Below are 15,397 nucleotides of genomic sequence, written 5' to 3'. Positions count from 1 at the left end.
GTCCTGAACGGCGCCGCCACCGTCCCGATGCGGCTGCGTGCGGCCGACCACGTGGAGGAGGCCGGGCTCGCCGGCCTCGCAGCCACCACCGCGGCCGAAGCGTGCTGGCTGCGGGCCGCCCGCGAGGCCCAGGTCACCGGGCACGCCCGGAACGGGCACCTCGAAGCACCCGTACGCTCCGGGGCCGACCTCGACACCGAGGCCGACCTCCTCCTCACCCTGTCGGACGTCTACTTCTCCGACCTCGCCGCCACCTTCGCCCGCGCCCACCTCGCGCGCCTGACCGCCCCCGCCGGAGCCACCCCGTGACGTTCCAACCGCCCACCCCGCCCGCCTTCGCCGACAGCACGCCCCGCCAGAAGGCCGCACGGATCATCACGGACGTCCTCGCCCCGGCCAACCTCGTCGTCGCACTCCTGCTGCTGATCGGCTGGCACAGCACCCACTCCTGGTCCGGCCTCGGCTGGGGACTGCTGGCCGCACTCTTCTGCGGCATCATCCCGATCGGCATCGTCCTGCTCGGCGTGAAGCGCGGCGGCCTCACCGACAAGCACATCCGCGTTCGCCGCCAGCGCATCCTGCCGATGGCCCTCAGCCTGGTCTCGGTCGTCACCGGCATCACCCTGCTCTACGCCCTCAACGCCCCCGCCGACGTGTCCGCACTCGTCGTCGCGATGCTCGTCGGACTGGTCTCCACCCTCCTGGTCACCGTCGGCTGGCAGATCTCTGTCCACAACAGCGTCGCGGGCGGCACCGTCATGATCCTGGTGCTCGCCCTCGGCCCGTGGATGCTGCTCACCGCGCTGGGTGCCGCGGCGATCGGCTGGTCCCGCACGGTCCTCAAAGCCCACACTCTCGCGCAGATCCTGGCCGGCACCGCCCTCGGCGGCGTCGCTGCTCTGGTCTTCGTGCTGCTGCGCTGAGCCGCCGAGCCAGCTCGGCGCCAACAACGTGTGCGACCTCGACCACAGAGCCGTGGCCTTGACCGACTGGGGCCGCCTTCCGGGTAGCCTACGAGCTGCCAGGGACGGTGGCCCGAGAGGACCAGGACGGCATGATCGAGGATGGCGGGATACTGCCCGAAGCCGCGGCTAGGGCCACGGTTGCCCGCGATGAGCTGGTGGCAGCCGGCGGTTTCCTCTGGTGGCTGGAGTCCGATCCGGATCACGGTGGCACGAAACGGCTCGTCCGGTCTTCACCAGCCGGTCCTGCAACCCCGGTCACGCCGCCCGGCCTGGCCGTGGGCGGCTCGCTCCACGCCTACGGAGGCGGCAGCTTCGCCGTCGCCGAGGGAACGGTCTGGTTTCTCGGCCCGGGCGACTCGCTCCTCCTCCAACCACTCGGTGACGATCCCACCGTGCTGCTGGAGGGCGACGGTTGGGCGTACGGTGACCTGACGCCGGGGCCGGACGGGCGGCTGCTCGCAGTCCGTGGCAACGCCGAGCAGGACGAGATCGTCGCCGTCGCAGAGGACGGCCGGGTGGAGGTAGTCGTCGGCTCTTCCGGCTTCCTGGGGCATCCACGCGCGGCGGGCGACCGGCTGGCCTTCCTGGAGTGGGACCGCAATCGGATGCCGTGGGACGGCACTCGGCTGATGATCACGCAGACAGGTGCTAGGCACCTCCCGTTCCCGGTCGCGGGCGGGCCCACCGAATCCGTGGTGCAGCCGACGTGGGGGCCGGACGGTCAGCTGCACTTCCTATCGGACCGTACGGGGTGGTGGAACCTCTACTGCCTCGCCGACACCGGCGAGGTCGAAGCCGTAGCTCCCCTCGACGCCGACTGCGCGCCGGCTCCGTGGGAGGGCGGCTACCGGTCCTACGCGCTGCTGCCTTCCGGCGAGACCGTCCTGACGGTCACGGACGGCATCAGCAGCGAGCTGCTCGTAGTGGGCGGTGACGGCCGACGACGGCGCATCGGGGCCGACCTCAGCTCGGTGAAGCCGTACCTGGCTGTCCTGGACAGCAGCGTGGTCGTCATCGGGTCCACGCCGACGAGCGCTCCGGCGCTCTGGACGTGCGACCTTGGCGACGGTTCCGATGCCGTCCCTTTCCCGGCGTCTCCCCCGGTGCCGACGCCGGACCCCAGGCCCATGTGCCTGCCCTCGGTGGAGTCCGTCCTGGTGGCCGGGGTCGAGGTGCGCTACCTGCTCCACCTTCCCCACGCCGCAGGGCCGGTGCCGACGCTGGTCCACGCGCACCCGGGTCCCACCGACGGGGTGCCCCTCCGGCTGGACTGGTCGGTGCAGTACTTCGTCAGCCACGGCTTCGCGGTCGCGGAACCCCTCTACCGCGGGAGCACCGGCCGCGGCAGGGCGTTCCGAGAACAGCTGAACGGCCACTGGGGAGAGTTGGACGTGGACGACTGCGCGGCCGTCGCCGAGCAGCTCGTCACGAAGGGAACGGCCCGGGCCGATGCGGTCTTCATCAGCGGAGCGAGCGCCGGCGGGTACACGGCGCTCCAATCCGCCTGCCGCCCCGGCCCGTTCGTCGCCGCGACCGCCGTGTCGGCGATCATCGCCCCGGAGCGGTGGGAGCAATCCGTTCCGGCGTGGCAGCAGCCGCACGCCGCTGCCCTGCGGGGCCCCGCCGGTGCGGTTCACCCGGAGCGGGTGCGGTGCCCGGTGCTCGTGATCCACGGTTCGGACGACACCATCACCTCCGCCGAGGACGCCATGGAGTTCGGCGCCGCCCTCGCCGCACGCGGTGCTGGTGAGACGCTGCTGCTGGACGGTGGCGACCACTACCTGTCCGATCCCCGGCACCGGGCCTCCGCGCTGGCCGCCGAACTCCGTTTCTACCGAACGGTGGTGCCCGCCCTCACCCGGTGAGCGCAGCGGGAAGGACCGCTTCGGTGAACTCCAGGAGTTCGCGCACCGTGGGGTGGTCGGCGTGCGGCCGGAGCGCGTCCAGTACGTCGGTGACGCGGGTGACGCAGCGGCCCGACCCGGTACGCGCGGCGTACTCGACGGCCTCGGTGCCCGCCGCACACGCCTGGTCGAGGTCGCCCGAGGCGAGCCAGGTGGTGGCGAGCAGGGCCGCGTCGATCGCGCGCCGCCGCACCCGGTCCGGACCCACCCCGTGCAGGGCGTCCACCAGCTGGCTGCGTGCGGCCGGTGGTCTGCCCAGGTCGTGGAGGCAGTGGGCCACCTCGTCTGCGAGATACGGGTGGGTGAAGTAGCGGATCCAGTCGGGTTCGTCCGCATCGCCACGGTCGAGCAGCTTCTCGGCCTCCAGGATCAACTTGGTTGCCTCGTGCTCCCGTTGGAGGCGTGCATTGGCCCGGGCGACCACCGCCGCGATCGCGGCCCTGGTGAACGGGCTCGCGGCGGTACCCGCCGCGGTCCTGGCCGCCGAGGCCCAACGCAATGCCGTCTCGGGCTGCCCGCAGTGCAGTGCCAGGTGGCCCAGGTTGACCGCTGTCAGGTAGGCCCCGTAGGGCCGGTCTCCGGTCGCCGAGGCCAGGTGCAGGGCACGCCGGTAGTACCTCTGGGCCTTCTCAGGCTCGCCGTTGTCGACGGCCTGGTAGCCCGCCAGCTCGCAGAACTCGGCCGTCAGCAGCGCTCTCCGACTCGCGATCTCGGGACTCGCCGCCGGACGCTGCTGGAGCTCGTGGAGCTGTCGCTCGATGTAGTCGGCGACCTGCCCGGCATTCTGCCGGGCGCCGTAGGTGTGGTCGAGCTGCCGGAACGTGGCGAGCGCCTGACCGGCCATCGCCAGGTCCTGTTCCGTGACCCACAAGGCCCGTACGGGTTCGGTGCTCGGTGACAGCCCGGCCCAGTCGGCGACCGCGGTGTCGAGGTCGTCCAGCGAAGGTGCCGCAGGCGTCGGACCAGGAAGCCGGTCGCTGCCGAGTGCCCGGTTGAGGAGGACGTCGAGTTCCTCGACGCTGATCTTCAGGACGGCTGCGAGACGGGGCAGTTGGTGGGCGTAGGGGGTGGCTTCGCCCCGCTCCCAGCGCCCCCAGGTCCGGCGGTCGACCCCAGCTTCCCTGGCGGCGTCCTGCTGGGCGTAGCCGATCATCCTGCGTCGCGCCGCCAGCGGCGAGGGGTCATTCATCGGCGAACTCCCAAACTCACTCCCGAAGAACCGCAGCTCAACGGTGCGATGTCCCAGAGGTGTCCCACGGATGTCCCCAAGTCTGACCTGTTCAAGCCCAGTTCGCGGCTGATTCTCTGTACTCGCACCCGGTTCCGGGCAAGTCAGCGGCAGGCAGGGGCGGATGTGCGTCCACCAGTTCCGGCCGCGGGTGTCGGCCTCCGCGAATCGAACCGATCTCATCTATGTCATGGACATGAACTATTGGAGGCGATTACCGTGCTCGCTTCTCGACTGCTGTACCACCCCGCCGGGTTCGACGAACCGCTCCGCACGGCGGTGGACGACCTGCTGGCCGGACGGTGGTTGTCGACGGAGCGGCTGTTGGCGAGGACGGAACGGCCGTCGAACTCGTGGGCATCCCGGACACAGGTGCTGGCCCTGGCCGCCGCGCGATCGACGGTGCTCGCCGCCTGGGCCCGTGAGAACCCGACGGCCACGGGGCTCCGCATCCTCCGGCTGCGGGTGCTGGTCGAGCACGCTCTGCTCGCCGCCAAGGAAGCGAAGAGGCAGGCCGGGCAGTTGGAGCGGGAGGCCCGGGAGGCGTGCTGGGCTGCAGCCGCGGAGGATCCTTCCGATCCGGTTCCGTGGATGTGCCTGCTCGCCCTGGCCGAGCTGGACCACGGCCAGCACCGGCCCGAGCACCGGGTGCGGTCGGGCGACCCGATGCTGCCGCCCGGCCCGTGGGAACTGCTCGACGGTGCGCTGCGCCGCGCCCCCGGGAGCCGGGAAGCGCACCACCGGGTGTACCGGTACTGGCGGCAGCGCAGCCGTGCTGCGGCTCTCGACTTCGTGCACACCGTGGCGACGGGGGCACCGTCCGGTTCGCCGCTGGTGGCTCTTCCCCTGTACGCGGCCGTCGACCAGTACCGGAGCACGTCGGTCCGGGACGCGGTGACGCGCGGGCAGTGGCGGCGGGAGCCGCACGTCTCCCACACCCAGCGCGCCTACGAGAACTGGTCGGCGGCGGAGCCCGGGGCGTGGCCGGTGGCGGACCTCAGCCACCTCGCGCACGCCCTGTGGGCATCGGCGCAGATGGGCGCGGCTGTTGAGGTGTTCAAGGCCCTCGGGCAGTTCGCGTCTCGGGTGCCCTGGTCCCACGTCGCGGACTCGCCCGCGCAGGGCGAGGAACTGTTGCTGACCGCCCGGCAGCAGGCGTTTGCGGGCCGCGCGACGGCGTTCGCCTGACCCACTTCCTGTTCTCCCTTTCGTCCTCTTCTTCTCTCCGTACGGAGGTTGTCTCACCATGTCTCCTGCCCATGCCGCGCCGTCGCTCCAGAGCGACGAGGAGCACCTGCGGCGGCTCGGCTACGAGCCCAAGCTGTCGAGACGGATGGGCGAGTTCGGCAACTTCGCCAGCTCCTTCTCCGTGATCAGCATCCTGTCCGGCTGCATGACGATGTTCGCGTTCGGCCTGAACGCCGGCGGTCCGACGGTGATGTTCTGGGGCTGGATTGGCGTCGGAGCGATGGTGCTGTTCGTCGGCGCCGCGCTGGCCGAGGTCACCTCCGCCTACCCCACCAGCGGCGCGCTGTTCTACATGGCGCACGCCCTTGGCGGCCCCCGCTGGGGGTTCCTGGTCGGCTGGCTGAACCTCCTCGGCTTGATCGGCGGGATCTGCGGCATCGACTACGGCGCCGCCAGTTTCGTCGGCGCGCTGCTGAACATGCAGTTCGGCTACGAGCCGACGGCGCTGGGCCTGTTGGGCATCTTCGCGGTGATCCTGCTGCTGCACGCGGGGCTGAACCTGCGGGGCGTGCGGCTGGTGTCGGTGCTCAACTCCGTCTCGGTCTGGTGGCATCTCGGCGGTGTCGCGCTGATCGTCGGGGCACTGGCCGTGGTGCCGGACCACCACCGCAGCACCGGCTGGCTGATGACGCAATTCGTCAACAACACCGGCTGGAGCAACCCGGTCTACGTCAGCGCGCTCGGCCTGCTGCTGGCGCAGTACACCTTCTCCGGGTACGACGCGAGCGCGCACATGTCGGAAGAGACCACGAAGGCGTCCATCGCGGCGCCGAGGGGGATCGTCCGCTCGATCTGGGTGTCCTGGATCGCGGGCGCGGTACTGCTCGCCGGCATGCTGCTCGCCATCGGCGACTACGACGCCGTCCTCAACTCCCCGACGGGCGTGCCGCCTGCGCAGATCTTCCTCGACGCGCTCGGCCCGGCCGGGGCGAAGGCGCTGCTGCTGGTGGTGATCGTGGCGCAGCTGTTCTGCGGCAACGCGGAGACCGCGGCCAGCTCCCGGATGGTGTTCGCGTTCGCGCGGGACAAGGGGCTGCCCGGATCCGAGGTGTGGAGCCGGGTCTCGGAGCGCACCGGTACGCCGGTGGCGGGGGTGTGGTTGTCGGTGGTTGCGGCGTTCGTCCTGGCGCTGCCGTCGCTGTGGTCGCCGGTCGCCTACGGGGCCGTGACCGCCATCAATATCGTGGGCATGACACCGTCGTACGCGCTGCCGGTCTACCTGCGGCTGCGCAAGGGAAGCCTGTTCCGGCCCGGCCCGTGGAACCTGGGCCGCCGGGGGCGTCTGGTCGGCTGGGTCGCGGTGGGCTGGGTGGCGCTGGTGACGGTGCTGGTGTGCCTGCCGCAGTCCTACCCGGTGAACGTATCCACGTTCAACTACGCGCCCGTCGCGGCCGTTGCGGCGCTGGCTTTGGCGGCGCTGTGGTGGCGGCGGCGGGGCCGGTACGACTACGCGCCGCCCGTGCAGCAGTCGGCCGAGCTGGTCGAGCTGTCCGAGAAGGTCCTGTGAACACGCCGGGGTCCGAGGGCCCGCTGGTGGACCTGATCGACGGTGGCGGCGTCGACTCGGTGATGGTCGCGGTGGCGGACGTACAGGGCCGGATGAAGGGCAAGCTGTTCGACGCCGGCACCCTACGGGCGCGCCTGGAGCGGGAGCCGGTCTCCAGCGAGGTGTGCGGCTACCTGCTGGGCACGGACCTGGGCATGACGCCCGCCGAGCGCGGGACGTGGTCGTGGGAGTCCGGGTTCGGCGACATCGAACTGGACTGGCACGTGGAGCGGGCGCGGCTCCTGCCGTGGCTGCCGGGCACCGCCCTGGTGTGGGCGACGCCGCTGCAGGACGGCCGTCCGCACCCCCTGTCCCCAGCGGGCGTCCTCGCCCAGCAGGCGGCCGGACTCCTCGGGACGGGCCTGACTCCGATGGTCGGGCTGGAGACGGAGTTCGTGCTGGTCGAGGGCAGTGAGCGGGACGCCGAGCGCTCGGGATGGCGCCCGCGGCCGACTACGGTCGGCCACCTGGACTACGCGCTCGACCTGCCGGGGAACGTCGCCGCCTTCCTGCGGGAGCTGCGGCGGGTGCTCGCGGAGGCGGGTCTGCCGGTGGAGGCGCTGAAGCTGGAGGGCGCGCCGGGCCAGGTGGAGGTCACCTTCCCCCACGGGCCGGTGGCGCGGGCGTGCGAGCAGCACCTGCTGCTCAAGATGGCGGCGAAGGCGGTGGCCGAGCGGCACGGGATGTCCGCGCTGTTCATGGCGGCCCCGGTCACCGGCACCGGCTCGGGCCTGCACCTGCACCTGTCGCTGCACCGACTGCACGGCGACGAGGCGGTGTTCGCCCCCGGCGGCGGTGAGGACCTGCTGTCCGAGACGGGCCGGCAGGCGGTCGCGGGGCTGCTGGACGTGCTGCCGGTGACCGGGCCGTTGTGGGCGCCGACGGTCAACTCCTACCGGCGCCTGGCCCGCGACCACGGCTTCGCGCCGAGGCGGGCGACGTGGGGGTGGGACAACCGCTCCTGCGCGGTGCGGGTGGTCGGCCACGGCAGCGGCCGGCGCGTGGAGGTGCGGGTGCCGGGCGCGGACGCCAATCCGTACCTCGCGGTGGCCGCGGCCCTCGCCGGTATCCGGCACGGCATCGCGGGCGGCCTGGTACCGCCCGAGCCCGCCCGCGGCGACTCCTACCAGGACGCGAAGGCGTGGCGTCTGCCGCGCGATCTCGCCTCGGCGGTGCGGGAGTTCGAGACGGACCCGGCGGTGGCCGAACAGTTCGGCGTGCAGGTAGTCGCGCACCTGGCCGCTCTCGCCCGCCTCGAACTGGACCATCACGCCCCGCTGGTGAGCCCGGCCGAGATCGCCCGCGGCTTCGCCCAGTCCTGAGCACCGGCCCGGCCGCGCACCTCCCCGACGGCCCGGCCGGGCCGGACCCACCCTCCCTTCCCCTGTTCGGCATGTTCAGCACGTTGGAGAGCAGCATGGCCACCACCGCAACGCCTACCGCCGCCGTCGGCACGGAGCCCGGCCCCGCCGGCCTTCCCGCTGTCCTGTCGGCGGTGCACCTGGTCGGCATCACCGAAGCGGGTATGGAGGGCCTGGCCCTGCACCTGGCCGGGCGCAGCGCGCGGGTGAGCGGCAGTGCCCACCTCGACGAGGTGGGTGGGCACGTCGCGGGCCGGCTCCGGGCCGCCGGGGTGAACGTGCAGGGCCAGCTGGCGGAGGCCGAGGTCGGCGAGTTGAGCGCGATGGTGTGGTCGCGGGCCGTCGCCCGATCGCACCCCGAACTGGATGCGGCCCTCTCGCACCGCGTCCCGGTGCTCGCCCGCACCCACGCCCTCGCGCTGGCCTGCGCCGGGTTCGGCGGCGGCAGCGGGCTGGCAGCGGTGTGGGGCAGCCACAGCACCGCAACGGCCTCGGCCGCGCTCACCCACCTCCTCGACGACGGCCGCACCGGCTGGATCCTCAACACCCCTGCCCCCGACGCTCCGGCCGGTCATCATGGCGCGGCCCGCCTGGTCGTCGACCTCTCGCCCGACACCGCCACCCACGAGACCGTCCCCGCCTCCCCGGCCTACCTTCCCCCCGGTGCCCTGGCCCGTCCCACTCCGGCTCCCGCCGCGATGCTGATCACCGCCATCGACCCCAACGCGCCGCACCACGAGGACCTGCCCGCGGCGCTGGCGATGGCCGAGCACCAGGCCCGCACCGCGAGCACCGTCGTCGTCCCGGACATCGCGTGGTGGAACAAGCCGCTCACGTTCTTGCGCGAACGGCTGGCCGACCGGCCGGGCCCGGAGGTGGTCACCGTCGGGTACTCCTCCCGCTGCGGCGTGCGGATCATGGAGCTGGAGAGGGTCGACGGCGGCGGCTACTGGGCGGAACTGCGCTACGGGAAGACCAAGTTCCGTTCGGTGGTGCCCGCGACCGGTCTGCACCACGCAGTGACGGCGACTTGCGCGGTGGCCACCGCCCTCGTCCTGGGCGAGGACCCCGACGCCGTCGCCCAGCGCCTGGCGCGCTTCGGCGGCGTCGAGGGGTCGATGCAGCGCCTGGGCACCCGGCGCGGCATTACCGTGGTGCGCTCGCGGGCCCGCCACGTCTCCGAGGTCGCCCGCGACCTGCAGGCCGCCCGTGAGATCGCCGGCCGGGGGAAGGTGATCGCGGTGCTGGAGCCGGACGGCTACACCCGCACCCTCGCCCAGGCCCACTCCTTGGGCGCCGCGCTGAGCCACGGCCACCGCGCCGTGCTGCTGCCGGTGGCCGCAGGGCTGCCCGTCCTCGACGTCGAGGACCCGCTGGAGGCGGTAGCGGCGGCGGCCCGCAAGAGCCTGCCCGCCGAGCGGGTGCACACCGTCCGCACCGGCCCGAGCTCACCGAGCGCCGAGGAGATCGTCGCCGGCCACGCGAAGGACGGCGACGTGGTCCTGGTCATCGGCACCCACCGGGCGCCCGCCGTCGCCGAGCGCCTGCTCGCCCTCCTCGACGCCACCCCCTGACCAACCGTTCCGTCTGCTGGCGCTGACCGAATCACCGACACCAACTCCCGCCCAAGTCAGGACCTTTCATGCCCACCCGCACCACCGCGTCCCCGGCCCGCATCGAGGACCACGCCCTCCTCGGCAACTGCCGCACCGCCGCCCTGAGCACGTCCGACGGCGCGATCGACTGGATGTGCCTGCCCGGCTTCGACTCGCCCTCCGTGTTCACCGCCCTGCTCAGCAACACCCCCCAGCGCCACGGCTTCTGGCGCATCGGACCCGCCGCGCTCGACACCGCGCCGCCGACCGCCGACCAGCGGCGCTACGTGGGCAACAGCACGGTGCTGGAGCAGACCTGGCACACCGCCAGCGGCACGCTCACCATCACCGACTTCCTGGTCGCGCCCGACGCCACCGGCTACGCGCCCGCGCAGCTGATACGGATCGCCGCGTGCACCGAGGGTACCGTCACCGTCGCCTCCGAGATCGCGGTGCGGCCCGGCTACGGCGCCAACACCCCCCTCCCCCGCCCCGTCGCCTACGGCATCCCGCGCATCCAGTTCGCCGACGGCGCCGACACCTACTGGCTCGACGGCCCCTTCCACTTCAACCTCTACGGCCGCCACTATGCCGAGCAGATCCTCCACTCCGGCCAGCAGCAGGTGTTCGCCCTGACCTGGTGCGCCGCCGGCGACCCAGTGCCGGAGATGCCGACCGGCCGTGAACTGGCCGCCACCCTGGCCTGGTGGAAGAACTGGGCAAGGACCTGCACCTACACCGGCCCCTACCGGGATGCCGCGCTGCGCTCCCTTGTCACCCTCAAGGCCCTGCAGGACCTCTCCACCGGGGCGTTCGTCGCCGCCCCCACCACCAGCCTGCCCGAACGCCTCCTGCGTGCTCTGCCCGGCACCACCGTGCCGGACGAGGAGACGGACTGGCGTACCTGGGACTACCGGTTCTTCTGGCCGCGCGACACCGCCTGGTACGTCCGCGCCTTCCTCGGGTACGGGTTCGTCGAGGAGGCCCTGGCCTGGCGCGAGTGGATCCTCACCCGCACCGCCCCCGCCTCCCTGCACCCGCTCTACCGACTCAACGGCTCTACCGACACCACCGAGCGGACCCTGGACCACCTGCCCGGCCACCTCGGCGTGGCCCGCCCCGTCCGTATTGGCAACGGCGCCGACGGCCAGCTCCAGCTCGACGTCCCCGGCGAACTCCTCGACACCTTGTGGCAGATGGAGCTGCACGGCCTGCCCGGCGGCCCCGACGTGGTCGAGTACGCGCTCCGGCTCGCCCTCCAGGTCGAGCGGACGTGGCACCTGCTCGACTGCGGGATATGGGAGAGCCGCGGCAAGCCGCAGCACTACACCTCCTCCCGGATCTGGTGCTGGACCGCTCTGGACCGCGCGGTGAAGCTGCTGCGCCGCTACGGCGCCCACCTGCCAACCGCCCAGCGCTTGGAGGTCCTGGCGGCGTACGTGCGGATCACGGTGCGGGAGGCCGGCACCGACCCGCAGCAGGGCACCCTCACCCAGGTCTGCGGCGGCACCGATCTGGACGCCTCCGTCCTGCACGCCGTCACCACCGGCCTCCTGGCCCCCGACGACCCGCTCGCCGTCGGCACCGTCGAAGCCGTCGCCCGCGAACTCGGCGCAGGCCCCTTCGGCCTCGTCGAGCGCTACCCCACCCACGAGAACGGGGTGAACATCGACGGCCTGCCCGGCCGGGAGGGCGTCTTCCTCCCCTGCACAGGATGGCTCGCCTCCGCTCGCGCCACCACCGGCGACACCGCGGGGGCCCGCGCGAGCATCGAGGCACTGCTGAGCGTCCGCAACGACCTGGGCCTGCTGCCCGAGGAGTGCGACCCCGACACCCTGCGCCACCAGGGCAACTACCCGCAGGGCATGAGCCACGAAGCACTCCTCGGTGCCCTCCTCATGCTCCAAGGCGCCGAACAGCCCACCGCCGAGCGGGAACTGGTTCTCTCGGAGGCCGCATCGTGAGCGCACCGTTCACCCCCGGCGCGCCGGTGGCCGCCGTGCTCGCCCACCTCCCCCTGGCCCCGCGGACCGTGCAGGAGGCACGGCCGCTGAACCGACGGGTTACCTCCCTGCTCACCCGCACCCACCGCGCCTCCAAGAAGGGCGCCGTGATCGCCGCCGAAGTCGTCCTCGGCTTCGCCCCCGTGCTGCTGGCCGGCCTCGGCCGCCTGCCGGAGGCCATCAAGCTGTGCGCGGAGCACACCCAGCTGCGCGCCGCGCACCGACCGCTGAGCGCCGAAGCGGCACGGCAAGCGCTGGCACCGCAGGGCAGGGCCGTGGCTCTGCTGGTACGCGAAGGTCGAGCCGATGACGCCCTGGTCCTGCTCGCCGGGATCGCGCGGGCCTCACTGAGGACGACGACGCCCTGCCCACCAACCTCCACGGCCCGGACAAGGACCGCCAGCACGTGTCCGCCAAGGACTGCCCGCCTGCCGGCCTCAGCCCTGTCGACCGCGCCTACACATGGCCGAACTGCTGCCCGCCATCCTCGCGGCCGAGACCGTCAACACCCCCACCACCCGGGCCCTGTCCGACCATCTCCCCACCACGACCACCTGAGACCTCGACGCCCTGCAGGAAGTGCTGGGCCGCTAGGTGAACGCCGTCCGCCACTGACGCCCGCTCGGCCAGTCCGATGCGAGCGCCAGGCTGAGCACCGCCGGAGGCTGGATCGGCCCCGAGGTATTCCGTCATGCCGCTATGGCGGTCCGCAGGTGCTGCAGGGAGGCTTCGGCGCTGTCCCGGACGTCGGGAAGGGCGGTGCTGGCGCGCAGGATCCGCTGGAGTTGGTGCGGCAGCCGGTGGGCGGAGGCACCGTCGACGGCCGCCTGGAGCTGTTCCCGTGCGCCCGCCTGGTCGCCGCGGCGCAGCAGAACCTGGCCTGCGGTAATGGCGGAGATGATCCGCCACTGGGTGCTGGCATTGAGGCCCGGGTTGGGGGCGTGGTCGAGCAGGTGGGCGGCGTCGTGGACGCGGGCGGTGCCGAGCAGTCCGCGCAGGTGGACCTCGTGGAAGGTGAAGGCGGAGAAGAGCGGGGTCGGGGCGGTCTGGTCGAGGAGGCGCCGGCCTTCATCGACGGCATCGTCGAAGACGTCCGCCCGGCCGGCTGTTCCGGCAGCGCGGGCCAGCAGGACGACGGCTTCGGCGCGGGCGGCGGGTGTGGGGGCGAGGTCGCGGGCTTGGTGGAGGCGGTCGAGGGCGCGGGTGTGCAGGCCGGACTTGCGCAGTTCGTTGCCGTGGTGGCGCAGGGCGTGGGCGTGGAGTGCCGGGTCGTCGAGGCGGCGGGCGACGGCGAGTCCCTTGCCGGTCCAGCGGGCCGCGGCGGCGAGGCGTTCCTCGGGCAGGACGTGGCCGAGGGCGACGCCGAGGCTGGTACGGGCCTGGGCAAGCAGGCGCAGGAGGTCGAGGTCGGTGTGGCCGTCGGCGACGCGGGCTTCCAGACGGGCAACCAGGGGCCAGAGTTCGGCCACTGCGGTGGTGGCCTGGCCGGACTGGCGGGCGATCTCGGCCAGGCGCAGGACGCTCTCGGCGAGGTGGATCACGAGGCGGTGGTCTCCGTCGGCTTCGTCGGTGACGCCGAGGCAGTGCGGCGGCAGGCCGAGGCGCTCGGCGAGGGCGAGCAGGGAGCGGGTGTCGGTGATGGTGCGCGATCCGGTCTGGATGCGGGAGATGTAGCTGCGGGAGTAGCCGAGCAGGTCGGCGAGGTCCTGCTGGGTCAGGTTGTTGATCTCGCAGTAGAGCTGGAGGATCTCCGGCAGGTCGCGGCGGCGCAGGGCGCTCTGGGCCCTGGGTGTCGTCCAGTGCCAGCGGATTCCGTCGGCGGCCGGGGCAACAGGCGGCGGGGGCATCGGCTACACCCGGTCGAGGTGCTGGTACCAGCGGGCGATGGAGTCCTTGTAGCCCTGGGGCATGGTGAGGGCGTCGATCTCGTCGCGCTGGAAGCGTCCGGCTTCCTTGTGCTCGTGGCTGACGACCGGTGCGCGGTCGCGGTCGTCGGCGGTGAGGGTACAGCCGTAGGTGACGATGAAGACCTGCCGGCCGGGCAGCGGCTCGTACATCCACACGTCCAGGAGCTGGTCGGCGGTGGCGCGCAGGCCGCACTCCTCGTGGATCTCGGTCTCGACGCGCTCGACGGGGGTCTCGGTGCCTTCGAGCTTGCCGCCGGGCAGTTCCCACTCCTCGCGCTCGTTCTTCAGCAGCAGCACGCGGCCGCTGCCGTCGACGACGACGCCCTTGACGGAGATCGGGAACCGGGCGGGCACGTACGGCTGCTGGGGAGGGGCGGTCATGCCTTCTTCCGTGCTGGTCGGTCGGGCAGGGGCGCTTCGACGCTAACAGCTCGACCCGGGTGGGAAACCCGGAAAGCCCATGATCACGACGTGACAGTTTGTCACTTTACGTACAGCGCACAGGCGGTGACAGTTGTCGTCACCCATCTCGCCTGTCCGCTCAGGGGGATCCTCATGTCATCGAACACTGCGACGGACAACGCCGTCCCGTTCACCCTGCCGGATCTCGGTAACGAGCACGTACCGCGTGTTGTGGCCGAGCGGCTGCGCGAGCACGGCGTGGTGCTGCTGGACGGTCTCCATGGGAGGGGGGAGGTCCGGGTGGCCGCCGAACTGCTGATGGACCCGGTGGTGCGGCACCGCGACAGCGGTCCCGACGGTCTGACCGCACTGCGCGACCTGGGGGCCTCGATCGCGGGGCGGTCGACCTTCGCGGGGCTCGGCAGGGGCGCCTTGGCCCCGCATACGGACTGCACCCAGGCGCAGGACCCGCCCCGGCTGCTCCTGCTGGCTTGCCAGCGGGAAGGGACGGCCGGCGGAAGCAGCGTGCTGGTCGACGGATGGCGGGTACTAGGGGACGTCCTGCGGCTGGAGTCTGCGGCTCTCGATGCCCTGAGAGCGCCCCGAGCGGCGTACTTCGGTGGTGCCGACGGCCGGTTCAACCCGGTCTTGGCGCCGCTCGCCGACGGCCGCTGGCACGTCAGGTTCCGCGAGGACGCCCTCGCCCGGTTCTCGCCCGACGTCGTGCCGCACCTGCCCGCGTTGCGTGAGGCCCTGCAGCGCAACGCCATCACCGTCCGGCTGCGCCCCGGGCAGGCCCTGCTCGTCGACAACCACCGGGTCCTGCACGGCCGCAGCGCCTTCACGGGCGAGCGGCTGATGCTGCGGGCCCTGGGTGCCGCGGCGGGGTGGCTGGAGCTCGAACCGGGCTTCGCCGCACCGCCCTTCGCGGCCTGACCTGCCCCGGGGCCGAGCGGCCCCGTCCACAAGCTCCTGGTGATGCGGCGTGCACCTTGCGCGTCGACGCCAGGTCCCGCAAGGGAGATCCGAAGGAGGAGCCCGATGGCTCAGAGCATCACCGTGCAGGCCCCGGCAACGACCGGCGGCGACTTCGACCTGGACGTCACCGTCGTCGAGACCACCGACGCGGCCAGCCTGCAGGTCCTCACCGACGACGGCTGCGGTGCCACCTGCGGCGCCTGCACCACCGGCCTGCACTGACTCACCAAGCCGTCCGTGTGCCGGGGACTCCCTCGGTG

Annotated in this window: 13 protein-coding genes; 10 read left to right on the top strand and 3 right to left on the bottom strand. The window is 72.5% G+C overall.

Translation table 11 applies throughout. From position 1 onward, the window contains the following. From ACFUEL_RS04135 to ACFUEL_RS04125, 3 genes are all read left to right on the top strand, one after another. Positions 1-309, top strand: a 309-nt coding sequence (locus tag ACFUEL_RS04135; protein WP_380234410.1) for a DUF6545 domain-containing protein, incomplete at its 5' end; no start/stop codon positions are given. Continuing rightward, complete coding sequence (locus tag ACFUEL_RS04130; RefSeq protein ID WP_380234409.1) at positions 306-923, top strand: hypothetical protein; 618 nt, start codon at positions 306-308, stop codon at positions 921-923. The genes ACFUEL_RS04135 and ACFUEL_RS04130, both read left to right, overlap by 4 nt. Before the next feature lie 131 nt (positions 924-1,054). Further along, the gene (locus ACFUEL_RS04125) at positions 1,055-2,830 is read left to right on the top strand and encodes a prolyl oligopeptidase family serine peptidase (protein ID WP_380234408.1); all 1,776 of its coding nucleotides are present in this window, start codon (positions 1,055-1,057) and stop codon (positions 2,828-2,830) included. On the opposite strand, the gene ACFUEL_RS04120 is transcribed toward ACFUEL_RS04125, so the two are convergent. Beyond that, positions 2,820-4,058, bottom strand: coding sequence for a helix-turn-helix transcriptional regulator (locus tag ACFUEL_RS04120; protein ID WP_380234407.1), 1,239 nt, complete (start codon positions 4,056-4,058; stop codon positions 2,820-2,822). The genes ACFUEL_RS04125 and ACFUEL_RS04120 overlap by 11 nt on opposite strands. 258 nt (positions 4,059-4,316) lie before the next feature. Here ACFUEL_RS04120 and ACFUEL_RS04115 point away from each other — a divergent pair, with 258 nt between their 5' ends. The 5 genes from ACFUEL_RS04115 to ACFUEL_RS04095 all read left to right on the top strand — a co-directional run bounded on the left by ACFUEL_RS04115 (position 4,317) and on the right by ACFUEL_RS04095 (position 11,811). Then, the gene (locus ACFUEL_RS04115) at positions 4,317-5,285 is read left to right on the top strand and encodes a hypothetical protein (protein WP_380234406.1); all 969 of its coding nucleotides are present in this window, start codon (positions 4,317-4,319) and stop codon (positions 5,283-5,285) included. Between the two features lie 58 nt (positions 5,286-5,343). Then, on the top strand, positions 5,344-6,852 hold the full coding sequence (locus ACFUEL_RS04110; RefSeq protein ID WP_380234405.1) for an amino acid permease: 1,509 nt from the start codon (positions 5,344-5,346) through the stop codon (positions 6,850-6,852). Then, positions 6,849-8,213 carry a glutamine synthetase family protein gene (locus ACFUEL_RS04105; protein WP_380234404.1) on the top strand — a complete coding sequence of 455 codons (1,365 nt, stop codon included), beginning with the start codon at positions 6,849-6,851 and terminating at the stop codon, positions 8,211-8,213. Before ACFUEL_RS04110 ends, ACFUEL_RS04105 begins: the two co-directional genes overlap by 4 nt. Before the next feature lie 71 nt (positions 8,214-8,284). Further along, positions 8,285-9,826 (top strand): Mur ligase domain-containing protein, encoded by a 1,542-nt coding sequence (locus tag ACFUEL_RS04100; RefSeq protein ID WP_380234403.1) that lies wholly within the window; start codon positions 8,285-8,287, stop codon positions 9,824-9,826. A 68-nt stretch (positions 9,827-9,894) separates the two neighbouring features. Further along, positions 9,895-11,811 carry a glycoside hydrolase family 15 protein gene (locus ACFUEL_RS04095; protein WP_380234402.1) on the top strand — a complete coding sequence of 639 codons (1,917 nt, stop codon included), beginning with the start codon at positions 9,895-9,897 and terminating at the stop codon, positions 11,809-11,811. Between the two features lie 728 nt (positions 11,812-12,539). Here the strand turns inward: ACFUEL_RS04095 and ACFUEL_RS04090 are convergent. Then, complete coding sequence (locus ACFUEL_RS04090) at positions 12,540-13,697, bottom strand: helix-turn-helix domain-containing protein (RefSeq protein WP_380234401.1); 1,158 nt, start codon at positions 13,695-13,697, stop codon at positions 12,540-12,542. Between the two features lie 3 nt (positions 13,698-13,700). Further along, the gene (locus ACFUEL_RS04085) at positions 13,701-14,138 is read right to left on the bottom strand and encodes an NUDIX domain-containing protein (protein ID WP_380234400.1); all 438 of its coding nucleotides are present in this window, start codon (positions 14,136-14,138) and stop codon (positions 13,701-13,703) included. A gap of 174 nt (positions 14,139-14,312) precedes the next feature. On the opposite strand from ACFUEL_RS04085, the gene ACFUEL_RS04080 reads away from it, so the two are divergent. Further along, positions 14,313-15,095 (top strand): TauD/TfdA family dioxygenase, encoded by a 783-nt coding sequence (locus tag ACFUEL_RS04080; RefSeq protein ID WP_380234399.1) that lies wholly within the window; start codon positions 14,313-14,315, stop codon positions 15,093-15,095. A 105-nt stretch (positions 15,096-15,200) separates the two neighbouring features. Then, the gene (locus ACFUEL_RS04075; RefSeq protein ID WP_380234398.1) at positions 15,201-15,359 is read left to right on the top strand and encodes an FxLD family lanthipeptide; all 159 of its coding nucleotides are present in this window, start codon (positions 15,201-15,203) and stop codon (positions 15,357-15,359) included. The last annotated feature ends 38 nt before the right edge of the window (positions 15,360-15,397 follow it).

Source organism: Kitasatospora sp. NPDC057198, assembly GCF_042670125.1.
Taxonomy (GTDB): domain Bacteria; phylum Actinomycetota; class Actinomycetes; order Streptomycetales; family Streptomycetaceae; genus Kitasatospora.
Note: the sequence above shows the minus strand (reverse complement) of the source record. Positions and strands in the feature narration are given on the sequence as shown.